This window comes from Pseudomonas sp. PDM21 (genome assembly GCF_014852505.2).
Classification (GTDB): domain Bacteria; phylum Pseudomonadota; class Gammaproteobacteria; order Pseudomonadales; family Pseudomonadaceae; genus Pseudomonas.
The window spans coordinates 594797-618422 of record NZ_CM181223.1; the positions used below are offsets into that span (position 1 = coordinate 594797).

Annotated in this window: 29 protein-coding genes; 22 read left to right on the top strand and 7 right to left on the bottom strand. The window is 64.9% G+C overall.

The window, feature by feature from the left end; genetic code table 11:
- Positions 1 to 10 precede the first annotated feature (10 nt).
- From IB275_RS02845 to trpC, 19 genes are all read left to right on the top strand, one after another.
- On the top strand, positions 11 to 541 hold the full coding sequence (locus IB275_RS02845; protein WP_192296232.1) for a hypothetical protein: 531 nt from the start codon (positions 11 to 13) through the stop codon (positions 539 to 541).
- On the top strand, positions 538 to 1101 hold the full coding sequence (locus IB275_RS02850) for a phage baseplate assembly protein V (RefSeq protein ID WP_192296231.1): 564 nt from the start codon (positions 538 to 540) through the stop codon (positions 1099 to 1101). Before IB275_RS02845 ends, IB275_RS02850 begins: the two co-directional genes overlap by 4 nt.
- Positions 1102 to 1211: 110 nt before the next feature.
- A complete protein-coding gene (locus tag IB275_RS02855) occupies positions 1212 to 1538 on the top strand; it encodes a GPW/gp25 family protein (RefSeq protein ID WP_192296230.1) in 327 nt (108 codons plus the stop codon).
- Positions 1535 to 2425, top strand: a complete 891-nt coding sequence (locus tag IB275_RS02860) for a baseplate assembly protein (RefSeq protein WP_192296229.1) — start codon at positions 1535 to 1537, stop codon at positions 2423 to 2425. The genes IB275_RS02855 and IB275_RS02860 overlap by 4 nt, the downstream gene beginning before the upstream one ends.
- Positions 2418 to 3032 (top strand): phage tail protein I, encoded by a 615-nt coding sequence (locus IB275_RS02865; RefSeq protein ID WP_192296228.1) that lies wholly within the window; start codon positions 2418 to 2420, stop codon positions 3030 to 3032. Before IB275_RS02860 ends, IB275_RS02865 begins: the two co-directional genes overlap by 8 nt.
- Positions 3023 to 4639, top strand: a complete 1617-nt coding sequence (locus IB275_RS02870) for a phage tail protein (protein ID WP_192296227.1) — start codon at positions 3023 to 3025, stop codon at positions 4637 to 4639. The genes IB275_RS02865 and IB275_RS02870 overlap by 10 nt, the downstream gene beginning before the upstream one ends.
- A gap of 124 nt (positions 4640 to 4763) precedes the next feature.
- Positions 4764 to 5924 carry a phage tail sheath subtilisin-like domain-containing protein gene (locus IB275_RS02875; RefSeq protein ID WP_192296226.1) on the top strand — a complete coding sequence of 387 codons (1161 nt, stop codon included), beginning with the start codon at positions 4764 to 4766 and terminating at the stop codon, positions 5922 to 5924.
- Positions 5925 to 5936: 12 nt separating this feature from the next.
- Positions 5937 to 6440 (top strand): phage major tail tube protein, encoded by a 504-nt coding sequence (locus IB275_RS02880; protein ID WP_192296225.1) that lies wholly within the window; start codon positions 5937 to 5939, stop codon positions 6438 to 6440.
- An 11-nt stretch (positions 6441 to 6451) separates the two neighbouring features.
- Positions 6452 to 6793 carry a phage tail assembly protein gene (locus tag IB275_RS02885; RefSeq protein ID WP_192296224.1) on the top strand — a complete coding sequence of 114 codons (342 nt, stop codon included), beginning with the start codon at positions 6452 to 6454 and terminating at the stop codon, positions 6791 to 6793.
- Between the two features lie 138 nt (positions 6794 to 6931).
- Entirely contained in the window at positions 6932 to 8761 is a 1830-nt protein-coding gene (locus tag IB275_RS02890; protein ID WP_192296223.1) for a hypothetical protein, read from the top strand.
- A 9-nt stretch (positions 8762 to 8770) separates the two neighbouring features.
- A complete protein-coding gene (locus tag IB275_RS02895; RefSeq protein WP_192296222.1) occupies positions 8771 to 9640 on the top strand; it encodes a phage tail protein in 870 nt (289 codons plus the stop codon).
- Positions 9609 to 9821, top strand: a complete 213-nt coding sequence (locus IB275_RS02900; protein WP_192296221.1) for a tail protein X — start codon at positions 9609 to 9611, stop codon at positions 9819 to 9821. Before IB275_RS02895 ends, IB275_RS02900 begins: the two co-directional genes overlap by 32 nt.
- Positions 9822 to 9875: 54 nt before the next feature.
- Positions 9876 to 10880, top strand: a complete 1005-nt coding sequence (locus tag IB275_RS02905) for a phage late control D family protein (protein ID WP_192296220.1) — start codon at positions 9876 to 9878, stop codon at positions 10878 to 10880.
- Between the two features lies 1 nt (position 10881).
- Positions 10882 to 11511 (top strand): glycoside hydrolase family 19 protein, encoded by a 630-nt coding sequence (locus tag IB275_RS02910; protein ID WP_192296219.1) that lies wholly within the window; start codon positions 10882 to 10884, stop codon positions 11509 to 11511.
- Complete coding sequence (locus IB275_RS02915) at positions 11508 to 11864, top strand: hypothetical protein (protein WP_192296218.1); 357 nt, start codon at positions 11508 to 11510, stop codon at positions 11862 to 11864. The genes IB275_RS02910 and IB275_RS02915 overlap by 4 nt, the downstream gene beginning before the upstream one ends.
- On the top strand, positions 11861 to 12112 hold the full coding sequence (locus IB275_RS02920; RefSeq protein WP_192296217.1) for a hypothetical protein: 252 nt from the start codon (positions 11861 to 11863) through the stop codon (positions 12110 to 12112). Before IB275_RS02915 ends, IB275_RS02920 begins: the two co-directional genes overlap by 4 nt.
- 317 nt (positions 12113 to 12429) lie before the next feature.
- Complete coding sequence (locus IB275_RS02925; protein WP_192296216.1) at positions 12430 to 13026, top strand: aminodeoxychorismate/anthranilate synthase component II; 597 nt, start codon at positions 12430 to 12432, stop codon at positions 13024 to 13026.
- Entirely contained in the window at positions 13023 to 14072 is a 1050-nt protein-coding gene (trpD, locus tag IB275_RS02930; protein WP_081520758.1) for an anthranilate phosphoribosyltransferase, read from the top strand. The genes IB275_RS02925 and trpD overlap by 4 nt, the downstream gene beginning before the upstream one ends.
- Complete coding sequence (trpC, locus tag IB275_RS02935) at positions 14069 to 14905, top strand: indole-3-glycerol phosphate synthase TrpC (protein WP_192296215.1); 837 nt, start codon at positions 14069 to 14071, stop codon at positions 14903 to 14905. Before trpD ends, trpC begins: the two co-directional genes overlap by 4 nt.
- A gap of 61 nt (positions 14906 to 14966) precedes the next feature.
- Here the strand turns inward: trpC and crp are convergent, their stop codons facing one another.
- Complete coding sequence (gene crp, locus IB275_RS02940; protein ID WP_024763566.1) at positions 14967 to 15614, bottom strand: cAMP-activated global transcriptional regulator CRP; 648 nt, start codon at positions 15612 to 15614, stop codon at positions 14967 to 14969.
- A gap of 375 nt (positions 15615 to 15989) precedes the next feature.
- Between crp and IB275_RS02945 the strand changes: the two genes are divergently transcribed.
- Entirely contained in the window at positions 15990 to 16412 is a 423-nt protein-coding gene (locus IB275_RS02945; protein ID WP_015475289.1) for an OsmC family protein, read from the top strand.
- Positions 16413 to 16638: 226 nt separating this feature from the next.
- Positions 16639 to 17433, top strand: coding sequence for an adenosylmethionine decarboxylase (gene speD, locus IB275_RS02950; protein ID WP_192296214.1), 795 nt, complete (start codon positions 16639 to 16641; stop codon positions 17431 to 17433).
- Between the two features lie 57 nt (positions 17434 to 17490).
- Here the strand turns inward: speD and coq7 are convergent, their stop codons facing one another.
- From coq7 to hemJ, 6 genes are all read right to left on the bottom strand, one after another.
- On the bottom strand, positions 17491 to 18138 hold the full coding sequence (gene coq7 / locus IB275_RS02955; RefSeq protein ID WP_192296213.1) for a 2-polyprenyl-3-methyl-6-methoxy-1,4-benzoquinone monooxygenase: 648 nt from the start codon (positions 18136 to 18138) through the stop codon (positions 17491 to 17493).
- A gap of 91 nt (positions 18139 to 18229) precedes the next feature.
- The gene (locus IB275_RS02960) at positions 18230 to 18568 is read right to left on the bottom strand and encodes a histidine triad nucleotide-binding protein (RefSeq protein WP_192296212.1); all 339 of its coding nucleotides are present in this window, start codon (positions 18566 to 18568) and stop codon (positions 18230 to 18232) included.
- A gap of 75 nt (positions 18569 to 18643) precedes the next feature.
- Positions 18644 to 19432 (bottom strand): SDR family NAD(P)-dependent oxidoreductase, encoded by a 789-nt coding sequence (locus IB275_RS02965; protein WP_192296211.1) that lies wholly within the window; start codon positions 19430 to 19432, stop codon positions 18644 to 18646.
- Positions 19433 to 19487: 55 nt separating this feature from the next.
- The gene (locus IB275_RS02970; RefSeq protein WP_192296210.1) at positions 19488 to 20588 is read right to left on the bottom strand and encodes a DUF805 domain-containing protein; all 1101 of its coding nucleotides are present in this window, start codon (positions 20586 to 20588) and stop codon (positions 19488 to 19490) included.
- Positions 20589 to 20693: 105 nt separating this feature from the next.
- Positions 20694 to 21662: an NAD(P)H-dependent flavin oxidoreductase gene (locus IB275_RS02975; RefSeq protein ID WP_081520751.1), complete on the bottom strand. Its 969-nt coding sequence runs from the start codon at positions 21660 to 21662 to the stop codon at positions 20694 to 20696.
- 19 nt (positions 21663 to 21681) lie between these two features.
- Complete coding sequence (gene hemJ / locus IB275_RS02980) at positions 21682 to 22107, bottom strand: protoporphyrinogen oxidase HemJ (protein WP_192296209.1); 426 nt, start codon at positions 22105 to 22107, stop codon at positions 21682 to 21684.
- 145 nt (positions 22108 to 22252) lie between these two features.
- Here hemJ and IB275_RS02985 point away from each other — a divergent pair, with 145 nt between their 5' ends.
- A complete protein-coding gene (locus IB275_RS02985) occupies positions 22253 to 23620 on the top strand; it encodes a chloride channel protein (protein ID WP_225607893.1) in 1368 nt (455 codons plus the stop codon).
- The last annotated feature ends 6 nt before the right edge of the window (positions 23621 to 23626 follow it).

Consider the following 23626-nt stretch of genomic DNA (forward strand, 5'->3'; position numbering starts at 1 on the left):
AGGAGACGACATGTCCGAACAACCTTTGACCCTGGCGCTGCTGCTTGATGCGGTCGAGCAGACGCTGAGCGCTCGCTTGACCGAGATCGGCACCTTTCTCCGTGGCCCGCTGAAGCAGGTCCCGGCGGCGCTCCCGGCGCTGGCGCTGGAGTATGCCGGGATGCTTCCGGGCCAGGACCCTGGCAATGGCCAGACGGCACTGATCTGCAGGCTGCAGGTACGCCTGCTGGTGACACGCGATGACGCCGCTGCGGAAGCGCTGGCGCTGCGCAATGTCGCCGCACTGGCGACGCTGCTGCGTGCGCAGAACTGGGGGGTGGAACTGGAGACGGTGAGCTTCATCCAGGCCCAGCCGGAGCTCGACAACCCTGCGCTCGCAGCCTGCCGCGTGTGGTTGGTCGAATGGCAGCAGCCGATGTTGCTGGGCGAGGCCGAGTGGCCCTGGGAAGACCAGCCGCCGGGCAGCCTCAGGCTCGGCTTCGACCCGCAGACCGGCCCCGGCCACGAGGAGGATTACTTCGACCCAGGGTCTGCGCAATGAACCAGGACTACGTGAGCGCCGAGCACGACCGCATGCTGGCGGCCCTGGTCATGCCCTGCGAAGTGGTGGCCGTCGACCTGGCGGCGGCGCGGGTGCGCGTGCGTTCCGGCGAGTGGACCAGCGCCTGGGTGCGCTGGCATGCCCAGGCCGCCGGCGCCGCGCGGCACTGGCGCGCGCCGAGCCTGGGCGAGCAGGGCGTGCTGCTCAGTCCGTCCGGCGTGGCCGCCATGGGCACCTTCGTGCCGGGACTGTTCGGCGGGGCCTCGGCGCCGCCGAACAATCGCGGCGAGGTCGAGAGCTGGCATTTCCCCGATGGCGCGGTGCTCAGTTACGACTGGCAAGCGCATCGCTATGACCTGCAGCTGCCTGCCGGAAGCGCCACGGTGAAAGTCGGCGGCACGCAGGTGGTGATCGACCCCGGCACGGTGAACGTTACTGCCGCCAGCATCCAGTTGACCGGCCCGGTGAGCATCCAGGGCGCGCTGACGGTGAACGGCAACATCAGCAGCACTGGCTCGATCATGGACACCGCCGGCAACAGCAACCACCACACCCATTGAAGTCGCTTCGACTTCCAACCCGGGCCCGCCGCGTGCGGGCCTCTGCATTTCTGGAGACCTGCCATGGGCAACTTTTCCCGTGCGCACCCTGAGCGACGGAGGGCGCGGCCATGATCGGCATGGATCGACGCAACGGCCAGCCGCTGAGCGCGCTGGCGCACCTGAAACAATCCATCGAGGACATCCTCACCACCCCGCTGGGCAGCCGGCGCATGCGTCCCGAGTACGGCAGCCGCCTGCGGCGCATGGTCGATCTGCCGGTGACCGAAGGCTGGAAGGGCGCGGTGCAGGCGGAAGTGGCCCGCGCCATCGGCCGCTGGGAACCACGCCTGCGCCTGAGTTCGGTGCAGGTGGTGGCAGTGGTCGCCGGCAACGTTTCGCTGCGCCTGCGCGGCGTGTACCTGGGCGATGAGATCGGACTGGAGGTGGCGGCATGAGCCTGATCGACCTGTCTCAACTGCCAGCGCCGCAAGTGGTCGAGAGTCTCGACTACGAGACGCTCTACGAAGAGCTGCTGGCGGACTTTCGCAGCACTATGGGCGAAGGCTGGACCGCTGCGGTGGAGTCCGATCCGGTGGTCAAGCTGCTGGAGCTGGCGGCCTACCGCGAGCTGCTGCTGCGCGCACGGATCAACGATGCCGCCCGCGCCGTGATGCTCGGCTACGCGACCCAGGGCGACCTGGATCAGTTGGCCGCCGGCTACAACGTCAAGCGCCTGGTGATCCAGGAGGCGGATGCCACGACCTCGCCGCCAACCCCAGCGGTTCTGGAGGGCGACGACTCGCTGCGCAACCGCACCCAGCTGGCCTTCGACCAGCTCTCGGTGGCCGGCCCGCGCAACGCCTACGTGGCCTTCGCCCTCGGCGCCGACGGGCGTATCGCCGATGTTTCGGCGATCAGCCCGCAGCCGTGCGAGGCGCTGGTCAGCGTGCTGTCTTCCGAGGGCAATGGTGCGGCGTCGGCCGACCTGCTGGATGCCGTGCGCAAGGCGCTGAACGACGAAGACGTGCGCCCGGTCGGCGACCGCCTCACCGTGCAGTCCGCCGCCATCGTGCCCTATCAGGTCGACGCGGTGCTCTACATCTATCCGGGCCCCGAGGCCGAGCTGATCCAGCAGGCTGCCGAGGCTTCGCTGCAGAGCTACATCGCCACCCAGCGCCGCATCGGCCGTGATATTCGCCGCAGCGCGCTGTTCGCCGCGTTGCATGTGGAAGGCGTGCAGCGCGTCGAGCTGGCCAAGCCGGCTGCCGACGTGGTGCTCGACTCGACCCAGGCGGCGTACTGCAGCGGCTACCAGATCCGCGTGGGTGGCTCCGATGAGTAGCCGCCTGCTGCCGATCAACTCGACGTCGCTGGAGCGCGTGCTGGCCGATGTACAGGCTGCCGACCTGCCGGTGCCACTGCGCGAGCTGATGGACCCGCAACGCTGCCCGGTGGCGCTGCTGCCGTATCTGGCCTGGGCCTGGTCGGTGGACCGCTGGGACCCGGCGTGGAATGAGGCCGTGAAGCGCAAGGCAGTGGCTGCGGCCTTCCGCATCCACCAGCACAAGGGAACCATCGCCGCGCTGCGGCGGGTGATCGAGCCGCTGGGTTACCTGATCGAAATCACCGAGTGGTGGCAGGGCTCGCCCATGGGCGAACCGGGCACCTTTCGCCTGCGCATCGGCGTGCTCGACAGCGGCATTAGCGAAGAGATGTACCAGGAGGTGGAGCGTCTGATCGAAGACGCCAAGCCGCTCACGCGGCACCTCATCGGGCTGGATATCAGCCTGGAATCCCTGGGGCGGATAAACGTCGGCTCCGGGCAATACGACGGCGACATCGTCACCGTCTACCCCTACCTCCCGGACGTGATCGAAGCGATCGGCAGCCACGGCTTGCCCGGCCGGGAACACACCATCGATAGCTTGAGTGTCTACCCATGGCAGTAACCTACTACGCACTTCTCACCACGATCGGTGCCGGCAAGCTGGCGAATGCCACCGCGCTGGGCACCACCCTGAAAATCACCCAGCTCGCCGTGGGCGACGGCGGCGGCGATGTGCCGGCCCCGGACGCAAGCCGCACCCAGCTGGTCAACGAAGTCCGCCGCGCACCGCTGAACCGCCTGAGCGTCGACCCGGCGAACAGCGCGCAGATCATCGCCGAACAGGTCATCCCCGAGGACGTGGGTGGTTGGTGGATCCGCGAGATGGGCCTGTACGACGAAGCCGGCGCGCTGATCGCCTACGCCAACTGCGCGCCGTCCTATAAGCCGCAACTGGCCGAAGGCAGCGGCCGCACCCAGACCGTGCGCATCGTGCTGATCGTCAGCAATGCGGCTTCGGTGGAACTGAAGATCGACCCGAGCGTGGTGCTGGCGACGCGGGAGTATGTGGATAACTCCATCGTCACCGCGCTGAATCGGCTGGACTACAAACAGTCGGTACGCGCTGCGACTACCGCAAGCGTCACGCTGAGCGGACTGCAGACAGTCGATGGTGTCGCGCTCGCGGCGGGTGACCGTGTGCTGGTGAAGAACCAGACCAGTGCCGTGGACAACGGGCTGTATGTCGTTGCAGCGGGTGTCTGGAAGCGCGCGACCGATGCTGACGAGAACAGCGAGGTCACTCCGGGCCTGACCGTTACGGTGGAGAGCGGTACTGCGCAGGCGGACAGTGTCTGGCAGTTGGTGACCGATGGCGTGATCGTACTGGGCACCACGGCGCTGGCGTTCCAGAACATCACCAACGGGTTGGCGAAGCTGGCTTCGCCGGCGTTCAGTGGCGTTCCGACGGCGCCAACGGCTGCAGTGGGCAGCAACACCCAGCAACTGGCGACCACGGCCTTCACACAAGCAGCGATTGCTCCTCTTGCGGCGGTGGCTTCGCCTGCATTCACCGGAACGCCAACCGCCCCGACCGCTTCTGCCGGTAGCAACACCCAGCAGTTGGCGACGACCGCCTTTGTTCAGGCTGCCGGTTCCGCAATTATTGGAGCCGCGCCGTCGTCGCTCGATACATTGGGAAAACTGGCATCGTCGCTGGGCAACAACGCGAGCTATGCAGCAAGCGTCGATGCCAGTCTCCAGGCCAAAGCACCCTTGACCAGCCCTGCGCTCGTAGGTACCCCTACGGCACCAACTGCAGCATTGGGCGATAACACTAAAAAGGTTGCCACGACTGAATTCGTGCAGTCGTCCTTTGCGAAGTTCTCGACTACTCAGACCTTCCCCATCACGTTCGCCAACGGCTTCTTCAATCGCGGGGTGAGTACCTGTTGGACGGCCAACGGCAATCTCTATCTCAGTTTGAACATGGGGCGAAACACAGTACCGGAAAGCATTCAGATGCTTGCCTTCACGCTTCCTGTGGGGGCTCGACCGAAATACGTCATCGATGGAGTTGGTGGTTACTCGGTAGAGACACCACTGCAGCTGGGTATGTATGCATGGAGCCTGAAGCAGGACGGTACTTTCATCCTTATGTTTTCGATCCTGGCGCCCGCTGGAGGGACCAATTGCGGGTACAACCTGAATCTTTGTACTCAGTTGGCTTGATGCATAGACGGTAAGCACTCGAAATAAGTCGTTGATCGAATGAAATCCCTATTGGCGTCGCCTTTTTTTTGGCGGCGCATCCATAACCGCCTCCCGGCGGTTTTTTTATGTCTGGAGAAAATCTATGAGCTTCTTTCACGGCGTCACCGTGACCAATGTCGACGTCGGTGCGCGCACCATTGCGCTGCCGTCGTCCTCGATCATCGGCCTGGTGGATACCTTCACCCCCGATACCAAGCTGACCGCGCAGGCCGATGTGCCGGTGCTGCTCACCAGCCTGCGTGAAGCGGCTGCCGCGTTCGGTACCGCGTCGGCGATCTACAAGTCCTGCACTGCCATCTTCACCCAGTCCGCTGCGGTGGTCGTGGCGGTGGGTGTGGCGAAGGTCGAGGATGCTGCGCAGCTGACTTCCGCGATCATCGGTACCGTCACCGAAGCCGGCCAGCGTACCGGCCTGCAGGCGCTGCTCGACGGCAAGTCGCGCTTCAATGCGCAGCCGCGCCTGCTGATCGCGCCGAAGCATTCCGCCACCCAGGCGGTGGCCACCGCCATGGGCGCGCTGGCCGAGAAGCTGCGCGCCATCGCCATCGTCGACGGCCCGAACACCACCGACGAGGCGGCCATCGCCTACGCCGGCGAGTTCGGCAGCAAGCGCATCTACCTGGTCGATCCGGGTGTGCAGTACTGGGATACCGCCAGCAGCGCCACCGTTGATGCACCGGCGTCGGCCAACGCCGCCGCGCTGTTCGCCTGGACTGACAGCCAGTACGGCTTCTGGTCCTCGCCGTCGAACAAGGAACTGCTCGGCATCACCGGCACCGGCCGGCCGATCGAGTTCCTCGACGGCGACGAGACCTGCCGCGCCAACCTGCTCAACAACGCCAACATCACCACCGTCATCCGTGACGACGGCTATCGCCTGTGGGGCAACCGCACCCTCTCCAGCGACGCCAAGTGGGCCTTCGTGACCCGCGTGCGGACCATGGACATGGTGATGGACGCGATCCTCGCCGGGCACAAGTGGGCGGTCGACCGCGGCATCACCAAGACCTACGTGAAGGACGTCACCGAGGGCCTGCAGGCCTTCATGCGCGACCTGAAGAACCAGGGCGCGGTGATCGACTTCGAGGTCTACGCCGACCCGGAACTCAACACCGCCAGCCAGCTGGCCCAGGGCAAGGTGTACTGGAACATCCGCTTCACCGACGTACCGCCTGCCGAGAACCCCAACTTCCGCGTCGAGGTGACCGATCAGTGGCTCACCGAAGTCCTGGACGCAGCTTAAGGAGAACCCCAGATGATTCCGCAGATCCTCACCAACACCAACCTCTTCGTCGACGGCGTGAGCTTTGCCGGTGACGTACCGTCCCTGACCCTGCCTGCCCTCAAGGTGAAGACCCAGGAGTACCGTGCCGGCGGCATGGACGCGCCGGTCCTGCTCGACATGGGCCTTGAGGCCATGGAGGCGAAATTCACCACCAATGGCGCGCGCCGCGAGGCCATGAAGTTCTTCGGCCTGAGCGATCAGGGCTCTTTCAACGGCACCTTCCGCGGCTCCTTCAAGACCCAGAAGGGCGGCACCGTACCGGTGGTTGCCACCGTCCGTGGCCTGCTCAAGGAAGTCGATCCGGGTGAGTGGAAGGCCAATGAGCTGGCTGCCTGCTCCTACAGCGTGGCGGTCACCTACTACAAGCTCGAGGTCGAAGGCCGCGAGATGTTCGAGATCGATCCGGTCAACTCGGTGCGCAAGATCAACGGCGTCGACCAGCTCGCCGCGCTGCGCAACGACCTGGGCGTCTGAGGTGATCCGTGATGCATGACTCCGTCAAGCAACCCGCGTGGTTGAGCCTGTCAGAGGACGCGGCGGTGGTGAAGCTGTCCCGCCCGACCTCCTGCAACGGCGTCGACGTCGACGCACTCACTCTGCGTGCGCCGACCGTGCGCGACATCCGCCTCGCCAGCAAGGTCGCCAGCGATGACGAGGAGCGCGAACTGCAGCTGTTTGCCTCGCTGGTACAGGTCAGCCGTCAGGACCTGGAGGGACTGAAGCTCAGCGATTACCAGCGCCTGCAGCACGCCTACTTTCGCCTGGTGCGAGAGGACGGCGATGAGCTTCGCGCTGATGCGCCAGCTGGCGCGGCGACTGGCGGCTGAGTCGGGCTTCACGGCCGGCGAACTGGAACGCATGACCCTTAGCGACCTGCGTTGGTGGCTCGGGGGGGAGGCGGATTAGTTCGCTTCGCAGGGGGTGCCGGGTAACCGGTGCCCTTTGTCGTCAGGGAGGTGAATGAAATGAATGTTAGTGAAACCAATGAGGTAACAGTGGTCCTCGGCCCCGAGGTGGGCCAGGCGCTCGGCCTGGCCCTGAAGGATTCTCTGGGACTGGCCATTGCCGATGCAGTTGTGCGCTTGCAGGGCGAGGGAAGGCGGGCGATGGCAGACGGTGCCCCTGAGCCACCGGGTAGTGCCCTGCATCAATCACTGAAACAGGATGTGCGGGAGGGAGACGAGGTCGCTCGCCAGACGCTCGAAACACTGAGGGAAATCGCTACTTTGCTTCGACGTTCGGGGCCGGCAGGTGTCGTTGGCAGCGCGGCACAGATTGGCTCGGCGGCTCAAGCAACCGCTATGCAGCCGGTCAGTGTCGATTGGCAGGACAAGGACTCGACCATCTTCCAGATACTGTCCAACCCTCTGGACGCCCTCTCGATGGCGTTCACCAGCGCTCACCGTTACGAGCAGCGGGTTCAGGAGCTGGTAGTGCGCGGAGGCCTGGCGCCGGGAGACGCGTCCGAAAGCTTCGTCAAAGCCCGAGTCGAGGCGGCGGCGCAGGACAGCGGGCTTGATGTCCAGGCGGCGCTGGACATGACCCGGCAGTTGATGAACGCCGGCCTCACCCTCCGGCAGAGTCTGGATTACCTGCCGGCCGCGACGAAGCTGCAGTACGGCAAGGCGATTGCACCGGATGCCGTGGCGGCACTGGTGAAGAACGTCGTCGACCATGGCGATGGCAGTGCGGCGGAAGTAGAGCGGAGCCTGGGTGTCATTTCCTGGCGCGCGCGCCAGGACAATGTACCTGCCGACATTCTGGTGCGTCGGCTCAATGGCGGGCAGGACGGTCGGCCGTGGACGCAGGTCCTGCGGCAACCCGAGGGGATGCGCGCCGAGCCGGCAATGGTGTTGCAAGCGGATGTCGATGCGCGGAGGGGGACAGTCCAGGGGCTGCGCCGCACGACTGAAAACGCCGTGGCAGGAGCATTGCAGGCCGGTGGTAGTGTCACTCTGGAGCTGGCTGATAAAAACTTGCCGGCGCTGGTTTTCTTCGCTGATCGGCTGAAAGAGTCCACCCCCTTCCTTGGAGCAGGTCTGGCGGCTGCGACAGGACAGTTTGGGCTGTCGAAGGACATGCTCGCGACCTTTGCATCCACGGTGGGACTGGAGGGGCTGTCGCGCAGCCTCCAGTCGGTCGACCTGGGCGTGCTCGCCGATCGCTCGGAACTACTCATGAAGCTCGGCGGGCATCTTGCCGAGAAACCTGGAGCATCCCCCAGAACCCGGGAGCTGCCGAACCTGAGTCTGAGCCCCTCGACCATCTGGCGTGGCGTACGCAGCTACTGGGATAACGTCGGTTATGGCCCGGCGGCGCAACCGTGGGGCACGGCGCTGGATGCTTCTTCGCAATCACGCCGACGCGCGCGCGCAGGGGCTAGTCCCGAAGTGCGTAGCGATGACGAGGGCAGCCAGGCTCTGGGTGCAGTCGTTGCCGGCAGCATGCTGGGAGGCTGGATGGTGCCGGTGGTTGGACCATTCATCGGTGCCATGGTTGGTGGGCTGCCAGATTGGAGCGGCATGCCTGATACGAGCAAGGCTAATCGGAACGAGGATGCCGAGCAGGCGCCACGACACGGCGCCTTGAGACCGGACCTTTCCTCTGCAATTCCGAACAAGGAGCCGACCACGGAGAACTGGACCTTCGCCCCGCAGATCAGCATCAACGTATCCGGCAACCTCAACGATCCCAACCAGCTGGCCAATGACCTGCTGCCAAGGTTGCGGCAGCTGCTGGCAGACTTCTCTCTGGAACGGCAGCGCGATGCACTGTTCGATCCGGTCGTGGTTTAAGGAGGCGATATGGCGTATTGGGAACAAATGCAGAACGGCCTGTCGCAGCTGGCCCGGGCAGCCGAGGATGGCCGCCGCGACCTGGACACGGTGATCGCGCCGGTCAACGGCGCCGTCAGCGAAATCCGTGGCGCGGCCGCCGAGCTCGAGGGCTTGCCGGGTGTTTCTCCGGAGATGGCGGGCAAGGTTCAGCGCGCGATGCAGGGCATCGAGCGCGCACAGGGCAAGGTCAACAAGGTGGTCAACACCTACAACAGCGCCACGCGCGCCCTGAAGGGCATCGATGAGCGCATGCAGGGGTTGGGGGAACAGGTGGACCGGGCCAGGAAGGCGGTGGACAAGGTCATCGGCAAGGTCGGCGATTCGCTGGGTTCGGTGCTGCCCAGCTCGGCGCTGTCGCCCCAACTGTCGCCCGGCGATTTCATGTGTGCGATTCCCCTGCCGCACCTGCTGGTCATGAACGTAGTGGGTTCGCAGACGCAGTTCTTCTTCAACATCGACACGGTGCCTTTCGATTCAACGATTCGCACCAGCCAGCTCACCTGGAAGGAGCAGGCGCGGCTGGGCCGTCGGGGCGCCCTGCAGTACGTCGGCGTTGGTACGGAGTCGCTGTTGCTGAAGGCGACGCTGATGCCGGCCCTGTCGCGGGCATCGGGCAAGCGCGTGGGTTGGAAAATACCGAACCAGCTGCGCGAAATCGCCTTGAGCGGCAAACCGGTGAGCCTGATCAGCGGTTATGGGGATCCGCTGGGGACCTGGTGCCTGACCAGGGTCAGCGAGACGCAAAGTGCTCTGCTCAGCAATGGCGCCCCGCGTAATCAAGCCTTCGAACTGGAGTTCAACCGCTATGGCGACGACAACGAACTATCGCAGCAGTGACGGCGATGTGCTGGATCAGCTCTGCTATCAGCGCTACGGCCATCTCAAAGGTTGTGTGGAGGCAGTGCTCGATGCCAATCCGGGCCTGGCCGACGAGCCTCAACCCTTGCGCGCTGGCGTGCTGATCCGCATGCCCGAACTGGCGGCACCGGACAATCCGCAGGTCCGTCTGTGGGATTGAATCCCTGCTCCCTCACGGCCCCGCGCAAGCGGGGCTTTTTCATTCTGGTGACCCATGAAACCTGTCTTTCGCATCGTCGCCGATGGCCGCGACATCTCGGCACAGGTCAACGACCGCGTGCTCGAACTGGTGGTAACCGACAAGCATGGCCTGGAGTCGGACACCCTTTCGCTCACTCTCGATGATCGCGCCGGCACTGTGGTGTTGCCGCGGCGCGGCGCGCAGCTGGAACTGTACCTGGGCTATGACGAAACGGGTGTCGCGCCGATGGGGCGCTATACGGTGGACACCGTAACCTTCAGCGGCGCGCCCGATACGCTGGTGATCAAGGCCAAGTCCGGCGACTCGCGCAATGCCGGCAAGTCCGTTCGCAGTGACAGCTGGGAGAACGTGACACTGGCCGAAGTGGTGGCCCGCATTGCCGAGCGCAACGGCTGGAAGGCTGAGTGCGAAGTGAGGACGCGAATTGCGCGCGCGGACCAGATCAATGAGTCCGACTATCACTTCATCACCCGCCTGGCGCGTCAGTACGACTGTACAGCGAAGATCGCTGACCTGAAGTTGCTGGTCATGCCCCGTCAGGCGGGCCGAAGTGCTTCGGGACAGGCGCTGGACAACGTGCGCCTCATGCGCGGGGATGTCAGCTCTTTCACCTTTACCCTGGACGATCGCAAGGTGGTCGCGAAGGTGGTCGTGCCTTTCCAGGGGCCTGACGGCACTCTGCGCACGGTGACGGCGGCTAACCCGAATGCGCCGAAGAAGGTACTGGCCGAGTACGTCGAGCGCCATGTCCAGGCCAATGAGACGGCAGCCCAGCAGCTGGCCAAGTCGAGACTGGCGGACTTCAACCGGCAGACCGCCGGCGTCCGTTTGCAACTGCCGGGCCGCGCAGATCTCTTCGCGGAGTGCCTGGTCGAGCTGAGCGGATTCAAGACCGGAGTCGACGGCGTTTACCTGGTCGATACCGTGACCCAGCACTACCAGGCGAGCGGTTGGACGACCAGCGTGCTGTGCAATGGCGGGAGCGACGGCAAGGCAATGGCAGGGGAGGGCGGCTGACATGCTCATCGACGAACGCCAGCTTCTGCTGATCCTGCCCAACGCCCGCCCCGTCGCGGGCGTTTTTCTGCCGGTGCTGGAGGCAGCGATGCGCGACTTTGGTATCGACACGCCGCCGCGCGTTGCCGCCTTCCTCGCCCAGGTCGGGTACGAGAGCGCGCAGCTGACCCGTTGCGTGGAGAGCCTGACCTACAGCGCGCAGCGCCTGGCCGTTGTCTGGCCTCGGCGCTTCCGCAGTGCCGACGGCTCGCCCACGGCGCTGGCGCGGGAGGTGGCGTACCAGCCGGAGCGCATTGCCAACCTCGTCTACGCCGGGCGCAATGGCAACGGCGACGAGGCCTCCGGCGATGGCTGGCGCTTTCGGGGACGGGGTCTGCTGCAGGTGACCGGGCGGAGCAATTACCGTTCTGTCGGCGAAGGGCTCGCGCAACCTTTTGTCGCTCGCCCGCAGCTGCTGGCGGAGCCGCGCTGGGCGTGTCGCACCGCCGCCTGGTGGTGGCAATGCAACGGGCTCAACGAGCTGGCTGATGCGGTGCGCTTCGAGGACATCACCCGGCGCATCAATGGGGGATTGAATGGCCAGGAGGTCCGGGCACAGCTCTGGCGCCGTGCGCTGGAGGTTCTGCAATGAGCCGCTTCTGGCTGGCGCTGGGCCTGACCGGCTTTCTGGTGGGGGGCTGTATCGGTGGCTGGCTGACCGCGCGCTTTTATGGTGGGCAGCTGGATAGCCTGCACCTGGAGCAGGCTCGTTGCAGCGATGCCGGCAAAGTTCTGGAATCGAAGCTGGCGCTGCAGAACACCCAGGTCGAAGCGCTGGAGCAGGCTGCCCGCCAGCGTGCGGACGCCGCCGAGCGCGCTCTGACACTGGCCCGCGAACAGGCGCAGAGCCATGAGGCCGCTGCCAGCCGGCTGTTGCTGGAGCGCAGCGAAGGCGAGGAGTGCGCCGTGGTACGTCAACTGATCGACCGGGAGCTGTTGCCATGAAGCTGCTGCGGGTAATCCCCGCGCTGCTTCTGGCGGGGTGCGCATCCACCGCGCCGGCGCCGGTGGAAGTTCGCGTTGCCGTCCCGGTGCCGTGCCAGCCGCCGGCTGTCGAAACCCCTCGATTCGCCACCGCCGACCTGCGCCCGGCGGACGACCTGCAAACCAAAGTGCGCGCGCTGCTGGCCGAGCGGCAGCAGCACCTGGCCTACGAAACCCGCCTGCATGCTGCGCTCGATGCGTGCCGCTGAACCTTCCTACCTTCGTCGGCAGGGCCGCCACGCGTATTGCGCTGGCGCCCGGCCTTGGGCTACTGTTCGGCCATCGCTAGGCGAGACCGCAACCGTGATCCACAGCACCCGCATCATCACCTCCCTCCTCAAGGCATTCGCCCGTTGGCGCTGGCGCGCCTGATTCCTTCTTTCCCGGCATAGCGCCGGTCTCTTCTTACGCGTCCATTTCTCCCATCCGCTGGCATAATTGCCAGATTCGCGCAGCCCGCGAGGCCGCAACGGGTGTCGACGATGGCGCGATCCGAAAGCAGTGCAATCATGAGGTTCGAGCAGACATGCTGCTGATGATCGATAACTACGATTCCTTCACCTACAACCTGGTGCAGTACTTCGCCGAGTTGAAGGCCGACATCCACGTCATTCGCAATGACGAACTGAGCGTCGACGAGATCGCCGCGCTCAACCCTGAACGCATTGTCCTGTCTCCCGGCCCGTGTACGCCGAATGAGGCGGGCGTGTCCCTGGAAGTCATCGAGCGCTTCGCCGGCAAGCTCCCGCTGCTGGGCGTATGCCTGGGCCATCAGTCCATCGGCCAGGCCTTCGGTGGTGACGTGGTGCGGGCCCGCCAGGTCATGCACGGCAAGGTCAGCCCGGTGTTCCACAAGGGCCAGGGCGTATTCGCCGGCCTGAACAATCCGCTGACCCAGACCCGTTACCACTCCTTGGTGGTGAAGCGCGAGACGCTGCCCGACTGCCTGGAAATCACCGCCTGGACGGCGCTGGAAGACGGCTCGGTCGACGAGATCATGGGCCTGCGCCACAAGACGCTGAACGTCGAGGGCGTGCAGTTCCACCCCGAGTCGATCCTTTCCGAACAGGGCCACGAGATGCTGGCCAACTTCCTCAAGCAGACCGGCGGAGTGCGCGCATGAACATCAAGGAAGCCCTCGGCCGCGTGGTCAACCAGCTGGACCTGACCACCGAGGAAATGCAGGACGTCATGCGCGAGATCATGACCGGGCAGTGCACCGACGCTCAGATCGGCGCCTTCCTCATGGGCATGCGCATGAAGAGCGAGACCATCGACGAGATCGTCGGCGCCGTGGCGGTGATGCGCGAGCTGGCCGACCAGGTCGAGCTGGACAGCCTGAAGCACGTGGTCGACGTGGTCGGCACCGGTGGCGACGGCGCGAACATCTTCAACGTGTCCTCGGCGGCGGCCTTCGTGGTCGCCGCGGCTGGCGGCAAGGTCGCCAAGCACGGAAACCGTGCGGTCTCCGGCAAGAGCGGCAGCGCCGACCTGCTGGAAGCTGCCGGCATCTACCTGGACCTCAAGCCCGTCCAGGTGAAACGTTGCATCGAGACCGTCGGCGTCGGCTTCATGTTCGCCCAGGTCCACCACAAGGCCATGAAGCACGCTGCCGCGCCGCGCCGCGAGCTGGGCCTGCGTACCCTGTTCAACATGCTCGGCCCGCTGACCAACCCGGCTGGGGTGAAGCACCAAGTGGTCGGCGTGTTCAGCCAGGCGCTGTGCCGCCCCCTGGCCGAGGTGCTCAAGCGCCTGGGCAGCGAGCACATCCTGGTGGTGCATTCGCGCGATGGCCTGGACGAGTTCAGCCTCGCCGCGCCGACTCACGTTGCCGAACTGAAGGACGGCGTGGTCACCGAATACGAAGTGCAGCCTGAAGATTTCGGCATCAAGAGCCAGAGCCTGATCGGCCTGACCGTGGATAGCCCGCAGCAGTCGCTGGAGCTGATCCGTGATGCCCTCGGCCGGCGCAAGACCGAGGCCGGCCAGAAGGCTGCCGAGCTGATCGTGCTCAACGCCGGCGCCGCGCTCTACGCCGCGGACCTGGCCACCAGCTTGCACGAAGGCATGCAATTGGCCCACGACGCCCTGCACACCGGGCTGGCGCGGGAGAAGATGGAAGAGCTGGCGGCCTTCACCGCCGTTTACCGAGAGGAGAATGCACAGTGAGTGTGCCGACGGTTCTGCAGAAGATCCTGGCCCGCAAGGCCGAAGAAGTCGCCGAACGCCGCACCCGCGTGAGCATCGCCGAGCTCGAGCAGCTGGCGCGTGCCGCTGACGCCCCGCGCGGTTTTGCCAATGCTCTGCTGGAGCGCGCCAAGCGTCGTGAACCGGCAGTGATCGCCGAGGTGAAAAAAGCTTCCCCGAGCAAGGGCATCCTGCGCGAGAACTTCGACCCTGCCGATATCGCCCGCAGCTACGAAGAGGGCGGCGCAGCCTGTCTCTCGGTGCTGACCGATATCGACTTCTTCCTCGGCAGCGACGCCTACCTGAAGGAAGCCCGCGCGGCCTGCAAGCTGCCGGTGATCCGCAAGGACTTCCTGATCGATCCGTACCAGGTGGTGGAAGCTCGTGCCATTGGTGCCGACTGCATCCTGCTGATCGTCTCGGCGCTGGATGACGTGCGCATGGCCGAGCTGGCCTCGGTGGCCAAGGACGTCGGCCTCGACGTGCTGGTGGAAGTGCATGACGCCCCGGAGCTGGAGCACGCACTGAAGACCCTGGACACCCCGCTGGTCGGCATCAATAACCGCAACCTGCACACCTTCGAAGTGAGCCTGGAGACCACCCTGGACCTGCTGCCGGAAATCCCGCGTGAGCGCATGGTGATCACCGAGAGCGGCATCCTCAACCGGGCCGATGTCGAGCTGATGGAAGTCAGCGACGTGTTCGGCTTCCTTGTCGGTGAAGCCTTCATGCGCGCCGACGAGCCGGGTACCGAGCTCAAGCGCCTGTTCTTCCCCGAACGCAGCAAGGTCAAGCTGGGCGCCGATCCGGACTGATGCTTCCTGCGGACAACAAAAAAGCCGGCGATTGCCGGCTTTTTTGTTGTCTGGCGACTCTTCAGCGGGTGCCGAAGACCACCATGGTCTTGCCTTTCACGTGCACCAGGCCCTGTTCTTCCAGGCTCTTGAGCACGCGTCCGACCATCTCGCGGGAGCAGCCGACGATGCGGCCGATTTCCTGGCGGGTGATCTTGATCTGCATACCGTCCGGGTGGGTCATGGCGTCCGGCTGCTGGCACAGGTCCAGCAGGGTGCGCGCGACGCGACCGGTGACGTCGAGGAAGGCCAGGTCGCCGACCTTGCGCGTGGTCTTGCGCAGGCGGTCCGCCATCTGGCTGCCCAGGGTGAAGAGAATCTCCGGGTCCTGCTGGCTCAGTTCGCGGAACTTCGCGTAGCTGATCTCGGCGACTTCGCATTCGGTCTTGGCGCGGATCCAGGCGCTACGCTCCTGGCCGGTGCTGCCTTCCTTCTCGAAGAGCCCCATCTCCCCGAAGAAGTCGCCAGTGTTGAGGTAACCGATGATCATCTCGCGGCCATCGTCATCCTCGATCAGGACGGTCACCGACCCCTTGATGATGAAGAACAGGCTCTCGCAGCGGTCACCGGCGTAGATGATGGTGCTCTTGGCGGTGAAGCGGCGGCGATGACAGTGCGCGAGCAACTTGTCGAGGTTCTTGATTTTGGGTGTGAGGGTAATAGCTACCATGCCCGAGTCCCGGAAAGTAGAAAGAGTGGCCTTTGCACAACAGGCGCTAATGATTTTTTATGTTCAGCTTTAGTGCCGTGCGTCCCTGGCGCGATCCCCCTCGATCCCCAGGGCGGCATGATTGCCTTGCTGAGCAGTCTTGCATGTACGTAAATCAGCAAGAGCTTAACAGACGACGTGTTACCAGCAATCGGAAGTCTGGAACGTTCGTGTAGGCAATTTCTGAGAGTGTGCCAGTAAACCGGCGCCAGCTTAAGTGATAAATGCATACTTGCCGTGTGGAAATGAGACTTGGGTAACAGCCATCGCTCCCACTGGGCGTGCTAGGGGCCTGTGATAAGCTGTCGCCCCTTTTTTTCGGCGGAGTTCCTTGCAATGAAAGCGCGAATCCAGTGGGCGGGCGAGGCGATGTTCCTCGGTGAATCCGGCAGCGGCCACGTCGTGGTGATGGACGGGCCGCCAGACGCCGGTGGCCGCAACCTGGGCGTGCGCCCCATGGAAATGCTCCTGCTCGGCCTGGGCGGTTGCACCAACTTCGACGTGGTCAGCATCCTGAAGAAGGGCCGCCAGCCGGTGGAAAGCTGTGAAGCCTTCCTCGAAGCCGAGCGCGCCGACGAAGACCCGAAGGTGTTTACCAAGATCCACGTGCATTTCGTGGTCAAGGGCCGTGGCCTGAAGGAAGCGCAGGTCAAGCGCGCGGTCGAGCTGTCGGCCGAGAAATACTGCTCTGCCTCGATCATGCTCGGTCGCGCTGGCGTCGAGATCACCCACGACTACGAGATCGTGGAACTGGGCTGACAGCCCCCTTCATCCTTTCATCATCAAGGGTGCGCAAACTCTGGCAGAGGTCGCCTGACCTCTGCATAATGCGCCACCTTTTTTCAGGGCCATCCGGCCCGAAACCAAGCAACCACAATCGCCATCGCGAAGAGGTGTAAACCGTCCTACGCAGGTGCCGCCGTACGCATCTGACGGGCATGCTCAACCACGCGGCAGAGCCGCATTTGATGAGAGTTTTCCCACGGTGAAAAGCAAACTCAAGCTCCACGGGTTCAACAACCTGACGAAGACCTTGAGCTTCAATATCTATGACATCTGCTATGCCGAGACGCCTGAAGACCAGCAGGCCTACGTGCAGTACATCGACGAAGAATACGATGCTGAACGTCTCACGCAGATCCTCACCGATGTTGTCGACATCATTGGCGCAAACATCCTGAACATCGCCCGTCAGGATTACGATCCGCAAGGCGCCAGCGTAACCATCCTGATCTCCGAGCAGCCGGTCACCCCGACCGACAGCCAGATCGAGGAATCCCCGGGGCCGCTACCGGAAACCATCCTGGCGCACCTCGACAAGAGCCATATCACCGTGCACACCTATCCGGAGATTCATCCGGTGGAAGGCATCGCGACCTTCCGGGTGGACATCGATGTGTCGACCTGCGGCGTCATCTCGCCGCTGAAAGCGCTCAACTACCTCATCCACCAGTTCGATTCGGACATCGTCACCGTGGATTACCGCGTGCGCGGCTTCACCCGCGATGTGGAAGGCAAGAAGCACTTCATCGACCACGAGATCAACTCGATCCAGAACTATCTCTCCGACGACACGTACGAGGCCTATCAGATGACCGACGTGAACGTGTACCAGGAGAACCTGTTCCACACCAAGATGCTGCTCAAGCAGTTCGACCTGGACAACTACCTGTTCGGCGATGCGACCAGCAACCTGTCGCCTGAGCAGCGCAAGCAGGTGGAAGAACGCGTACGGCACGAAATGCTGGAGATCTTCTACGCGCGCAACATGCCGCGCTGATCTTCCGTACGATGAAAAAGGGCGCCCGGTGGGCGCCCTTTTTCGTTGCCGGCCGGATCAGATCCGGTAGGTGGACTTGGTCATCACCTTGGACAGCAGCGTCATGCCGAACTTCACCGGCGCCGGGAAGCGCAGGCCGCCAGCCTCGATGGCACTGGTGGCGTGGTGTTCCTCGTCCTCGCGCATCTGTTCGAGAATGGCGCGGGACTTCTGGTCCTCGGCGGGGATTTCCGCCAGGTGCTCGTCCAGGTGCTTGCACACCTGATCCTCGGTGGCGGCGACGAAGCCCAGGCTGACGCGGTCGCTGATCAGTCCGGCGGCGGCGCCAACGCCGAAGGACAGGCCGTAGAAGATCGGATTGAGCACGCTCGGGCGGCTGCCCAGTTCGCGGATGCGCTGTTCGCACCAGGCGAGGTGGTCGACTTCTTCGTCAGCCGCCTCCTCCATGGCCTTGCGCACCTTCGGCAGCTTGGCGGTCAGCGCCTGGCCCTGGTACAGCGCCTGGGCGCAGACCTCGCCGGTATGGTTGATGCGCATCAGTCCGGCAACATGGCGGGCATCGGTGTCGCTGAGGTGGCTGTCGGGCTGGACGATGGCGGGGGACGGGCGTCCCGGGTGACCGCTGAAGGGCAGCAGTGTGCGCAGCGCGGCATCGGCCTGCAGCAGGAAACGGTCGGCGGGGGAGTAGTGACGGTCGGCGGACATGGCGCACCTCCGAGTAGGAACATTCGCCCGGCAGTTTACCGGATGGCGGATGACAGGTCTTGCCGAGGTGCGCGCAGCTTCTTTTACCCGATCAGCCCGGTGGCCAGTGCATCTGGCGCTGACCCAGCACGTGCATGTGGATGTGGTGAACGGTCTGGCCGCCCAGGTCGTTGCAGTTCATCACCACGCGGAAGCCCTCGTCGCAGCCCTGCTCCTTCGCCAGCCGCTGGGCGGTGAAGAGGATGTGCCCGGCCAGCGGCGTGTCCGCCTCGGTCAGGTCGTTGAGGGTGGACACGTGCTTCTTCGGGATCACCAGGAAGTGCACCGGTGCCTGCGGGCCGATGTCATGGAAGGCGATCACCTGGTCATCTTCATAGAGTTTTTTCGCGGGGATATCCCCGGCGACGATCTTGCAGAACAGACAGTCCACGAAACGTTCCTCCGGCCAGCAGGTGGGTAGGCGGAGGAGTTTAGCGCTATGGATGGAGGTGCGCCCAGTGCGCGCTCAGTCTGCCAGCGCAAGGCGGTTGATGCGCCCGGCCAGCTTGCGCATGACCCAGCGTGGCAGCAGGCGCACGCCGCAGGCGAACAGGCGGTTGCGCCAGCCAGGGATGATCAGCGCGGGTGCGCGGCGCAGCGCTTTCACGGCCAGAAAGGCGACCTCCTCGGGTGTCATGACGCGCTTGCCGTCGTCGAGCTTGCCCAGGTGCAGGTCGGCATTGCGGTAGAAGGCCGTCCGGGTCGGCCCCGGACACAGCACCGAGACCTTGATGCCGCGGCTTTTGAGTTCCTCGCGCAGACCTTCGGAGAAATGCAGCACGAACGCCTTGCTGGCGTAGTAGCTGCTCATCCATGGGCCGGGCAGCAGGCTGGCCATGGAGGCAACGTTGAGAATCCGTCCGCCGCCAGTGCGCTCCATCATCGCGCCGATGCCGTGGCAAAGGCGCGCCAGGGCCAGGACGTTGAGCTCCAGCAGTTCCTGCTCGCGGGACCAGTCCTGGTCAATGAAGGCGCCGGAAGTGCCGACGCCGGCATTGTTCACCAGCAGCTCGATCTGCCGCCCGCTCTGTTCCAGTTCGTGCAGCAGGCCGGAGATCTGCAGCGGTTCGGACAGGTCGCAGACGCGGAACAGCACTTCCACCCCGAAACGCTGAGACAACTCGCAGGCGGCGCTGTCCAGTGCATCGCGCTGGCGCGCCACCAGGATCAGTGCCTGGCCGCGGCGGGCGAGGGCTTCGGCCAGGGCCAGGCCGATACCGCTGGAAGCGCCGGTGATGAGGGCAAAACGAGGCATTCACGAGTCTCTGTGACGGGGTGGCGTTCGACCACGCCCGCCACGGGTTGTTGCATTACTGATCCGAGTCGCCGCCTTCGGTGTCGCCGCTGCTGAAGTCGCCGTCGGAGGGCTCCGCGGTGGCCGCCGGATCGGCAGCTTCGTCGCCCTGCTGGTACTGCGAGGTCTGCGCTGCCTGGGCGCGCTCAACGTAGCTCTGGTAGGCCGGGATCGCGATGGCGGCGAGGATACCGCCAAACACCGGGAACAGCAGCCAGGAGAAGGCCAGGACCTTGACGCCGGTGCTGTTGGGCGGCGGCGGCGGGCCGAAGCGGTTGGTAGTCTGCTCGCCGGGCATGAACAGCATCAGCAGGCTGAGGACGGCGTTGACGAAGGGCACCAGCAGGGCGAGCCAGAGCCAGCCGGACCAGCCCAGGTCATGCAGGCGTTGTACGCCGATGGGTACGCTGAAGACCATGGCCGCGATGACTACTGCGGCGATGGCAACCACGCCCAGGGGCATCGAGACGGCCATCAGCAGGCTGGCGACCAGGTAGGCACCGAAGACGATGAAGGACAGCGCAGCGGACCAGCCGAGGTAGCGCACGCGACCGATCCGGCCGGAGAGGCTGCGGACTTTCAGTTCGCCGAACTCCGGCAGGTCTTCGCCGACCTTGGCCTGGGGCGGCGCATAAGGGGGGGGCGTCGCGCTCGGAGTCGTGGCCGCCACGGTGGGCGCCGGGTTGGCCGCGAGTTCGGCCTGGCGTGCCAGGTACTTCTCGATGACGATGCCGCAGGCGCTGCACTCGTTGGCGGTTGTCTGCTCATGCCCGCACTTGGGGCAGGTCATCCGCTCGTTGCTCATGCTTTCGCCAGCAGCGCGGGCGGCCAGCGTCGCTTCGCTGGGGTGGTCATCGGTCTCTACCAGGCTGAAACCGGCACCGCCTTCGGCTTCCTTGCGGGCGTTGGCGCCGGCGCCATGGAGGGCGCGCAGGTACTTGTCGGCTTCATCGCCGGAGAGGTCGCGCTTGAGAACGACCGGCTGGCCGCTGAACAGTGCTTCGATCTTCGAGGCGTCGCTCTTGAACAGTCGGGCGAGATTTTCCTTGGCGGTTTCCAGGGGGGTCTGCGGCATCAGCGCGCCGTCGAACACGATCTTGAAGCGGGATTGATCCATCGGGGCATCCTTGTCTTCTGGCTATGTTGGAATCGCTACAGCGTAATCGGGCCGCCGGGGGCCAACAAGCGGCCCCGGCGGATATATCGTGAGCGGTGCCGCAGCTCAGACCAGCAGTTGGTTGGACAGGCCGGCGCTGCGGGTCAGCGCCTGGCGGTACTCGTGGTCGAGCCGCGCGATCAGCTCGCCCACTGCGGGCAGGTCGCGGATATCGCCGACACCCTGGCCGGCGGACCATACGGTCTTCCAGGCCTTGGCCTCGTCGCTGACCGGCTTGAGCTTCTCGCCGTAGTCGAGCGCGCCCTTGTCGTTCAGCCTCTGCATGTCGAAGCCGGCGGCCTCGAGGCTCTGGCGCATGAAGCTGGCTGGCACGCCGGAAACGGCGGGGGTGTGGATGATGTCGGCGGCGCGGGCGTTGAGCAGCATGTGCTTGTAGTCCTCGGAAGCGGCGCTCTCGCGGGTGGCGATGAAGCGAGTGCCGAGGTAGGCGAGGTCGGCGCCCAGCACCTGGGCCGCAAGAATTTCGTGGCCGTGGTTGATGCAGCCGGCCAGCAGCAGAGTCTTGTCGAAGAACTGACGGATTTCGGCGACCAGCGCGAAGGGGCTCCAGGTGCCGGCGTGACCACCGGCGCCGGCCGCCACGGCGATCAGGCCATCGACACCGGCTTCCGCCGCCTTCTCGGCATGACGGCGGGTGGTGACGTCATGAAACACCAGGCCGCCATAGCTGTGCACCGCATCCACCACTTCGCGCACCGCGCCCAGGCTGGTGATGACGATGGGCACCTTGTGCTCGACGCAGAGCTTGAGGTCTTCCTGCAGGCGCGGGTTGGTGTTGTGGACGATCAGGTTCACCGCATAGGGCGCGGCCTGCGGGTCGGCGGCCAGCCCGGCCTCGATCTCTTCCAGCCAGGCCTTGAAGCCGCTGCTCTCGCGCTGGTTCAGCGCCGGGAAGCTGCCGACGATGCCGCTCTTGCAGCAGGCCAGCACCAGTTGCGGGTTGGAGACCAGGAACATCGGTGCCGCCACCAGGGGAATGCGCAGGCGGCGGTCGAGCAGGGCGGGCAGGGACATGACAGTCTCCTTGTCGGGGTCAGAAGGGTTTGACGACCACCAGGATCACGATGGCGATCAGGAACAGCACCGGCACTTCGTTGAACCAGCGGTAGAACACATGGCTGCGGCCGTTCTCGCCACGGGCGAAGCGCTTGAGCATGGCGCCGCAGGCGTGGTGGTAGCCGATCAGCAGGACCACCAGGGTCAGCTTGGCGTGCATCCAGCCCTGGGTCAGCCAGGTCGGGTTGAGGTAGAGCATCCAGGCGCCGAGGATGATGGTGAGGATCATCGACGGGCCCATGATGCCGCGGTACAGCTTGCGCTCCATGATGCAGAAGCGCTCGCGGCTGGCGGCGTCCTCGCTCATGGCGTGATAGACGAACAGTCGCGGCAGATAGAAGAGGCCGGCGAACCAGCAGACCACGGCAATGATGTGAAAGGCTTTCAACCACAGGTAAAGCATCGGGACTTCCTCGGATCACGGTGAGCCGATAGTAGTGGCGCCGTGCAATGGCGTCATCCCTGCGTCTATTACACTGAGCTCTTCCGTCCGTGGCTGTTTGCCGCGCGCGCCGCATGGCATCCGGAAGATGCCCGGCTTCGTATCCATGTCAGAACCTGTACCGCCGGAGAGTTCCAGCGAGCCGACTGGTGATCTGTCCGCTCGTACCGTCCCCAAGCGCCCACTGGCGCGACACCCATTGCTGCGCCAGTGGCGGCGCAACCTGGCGTTCTGGCTCGGTGCGTTGCTGGTGGGCCTGGTGGCACTGGCCTTCGCCCACTTGGCTGACCTCGCCAGCGCGACCTTCCGCGGCGTGGTCGCGCATAGTCCGTGGTGGCCGTGGCTGCTTTGCCCGCTGGGCTTCGCCGGCCTGGTCTGGCTGACCCAGGGAGCGCTGAAGAACACCCGTGGCAGCGGCATTCCACAGGTCATCGTGGCGCTGGAGCAACGCAGCAGCCGCACACGCAATGCCTTGCTGTCAGTACGGATTGCCGTGGGCAAGTTGGCGATGACTCTGATGGCGTTGTTGGTGGGCGCCTCGGCCGGCCGCGAGGGCCCGACCGTGCATATCGGCGCGGCCCTGATGTACTCGCTTGGCCGTCGCCTGGGGCTCTATGACAAGCGCACGGTGTCCGGCCTGATCATCGCCGGCGGTGCGGCAGGTATCGCCGCCGCCTTCAATACGCCATTGGGCGGGGTGGTCTTCGCCATCGAGGAACTGAGCCGCACCTTCGAGCAACGCTTCAGCGGGCTGGTGCTCACCGCCGTCCTGCTCGGCGGCATGGTTACGCTCGGCCTGATGGGCAGTTACAGCTATTTCGGTCGTCTCTCGGAAAGCATGCCCCTGGGCCCGGCGTGGATCGCCGTGGTGGCCTGCGGAGTGCTCGGGGGCTTGCTTGGCGGCCTCTACTGCCGGCTCGTGTTGCCGACCCATCGCGGTCCGCTCAGCTTCATCAGCCGCTTGCGCGGGCGCTGGCCGATCCGCTTCGCCGCTGCCTGCGGGCTGGTGCTGGCGTTGCTCGGCCTGCTGTCCGGGCAACATGTGTTCGGCACCGGGTACGCCGAGACCCGGTCCATCCTCGAGGGGCAGCCGGTGGTGGGGCATGACTTCCTCCTGTGGAAGTTCATCGCCAACGTGATCTCCTTCATCGCCGGCATCCCGGGTGGGTTGTTCTCGCCCTCGCTCACCGTCGGCGCCAGTCTGGCACCCTGGCTGACGCCGCTGATCCCCGGCGCAAGCCTGCCGGCAGTGGCGCTGCTGGGGATGTCCGCCTACCTCGCCGGGGTCACGCGCACGCCGCTCACCGCCACGGTGATCACCGTGGAGATGTCCCATAGCCCGGACATGCTGATCCCTATCCTCGCCGCGACGCTGCTGGCCAGTGGTGTATCGGCGCGCCTGAACCCGCTGCCGATCTATCACGCGCTCGCTCGTCAGATGCAGGAAACCCTGGCTCCGACCAAAGGCCCTTAAACCTGC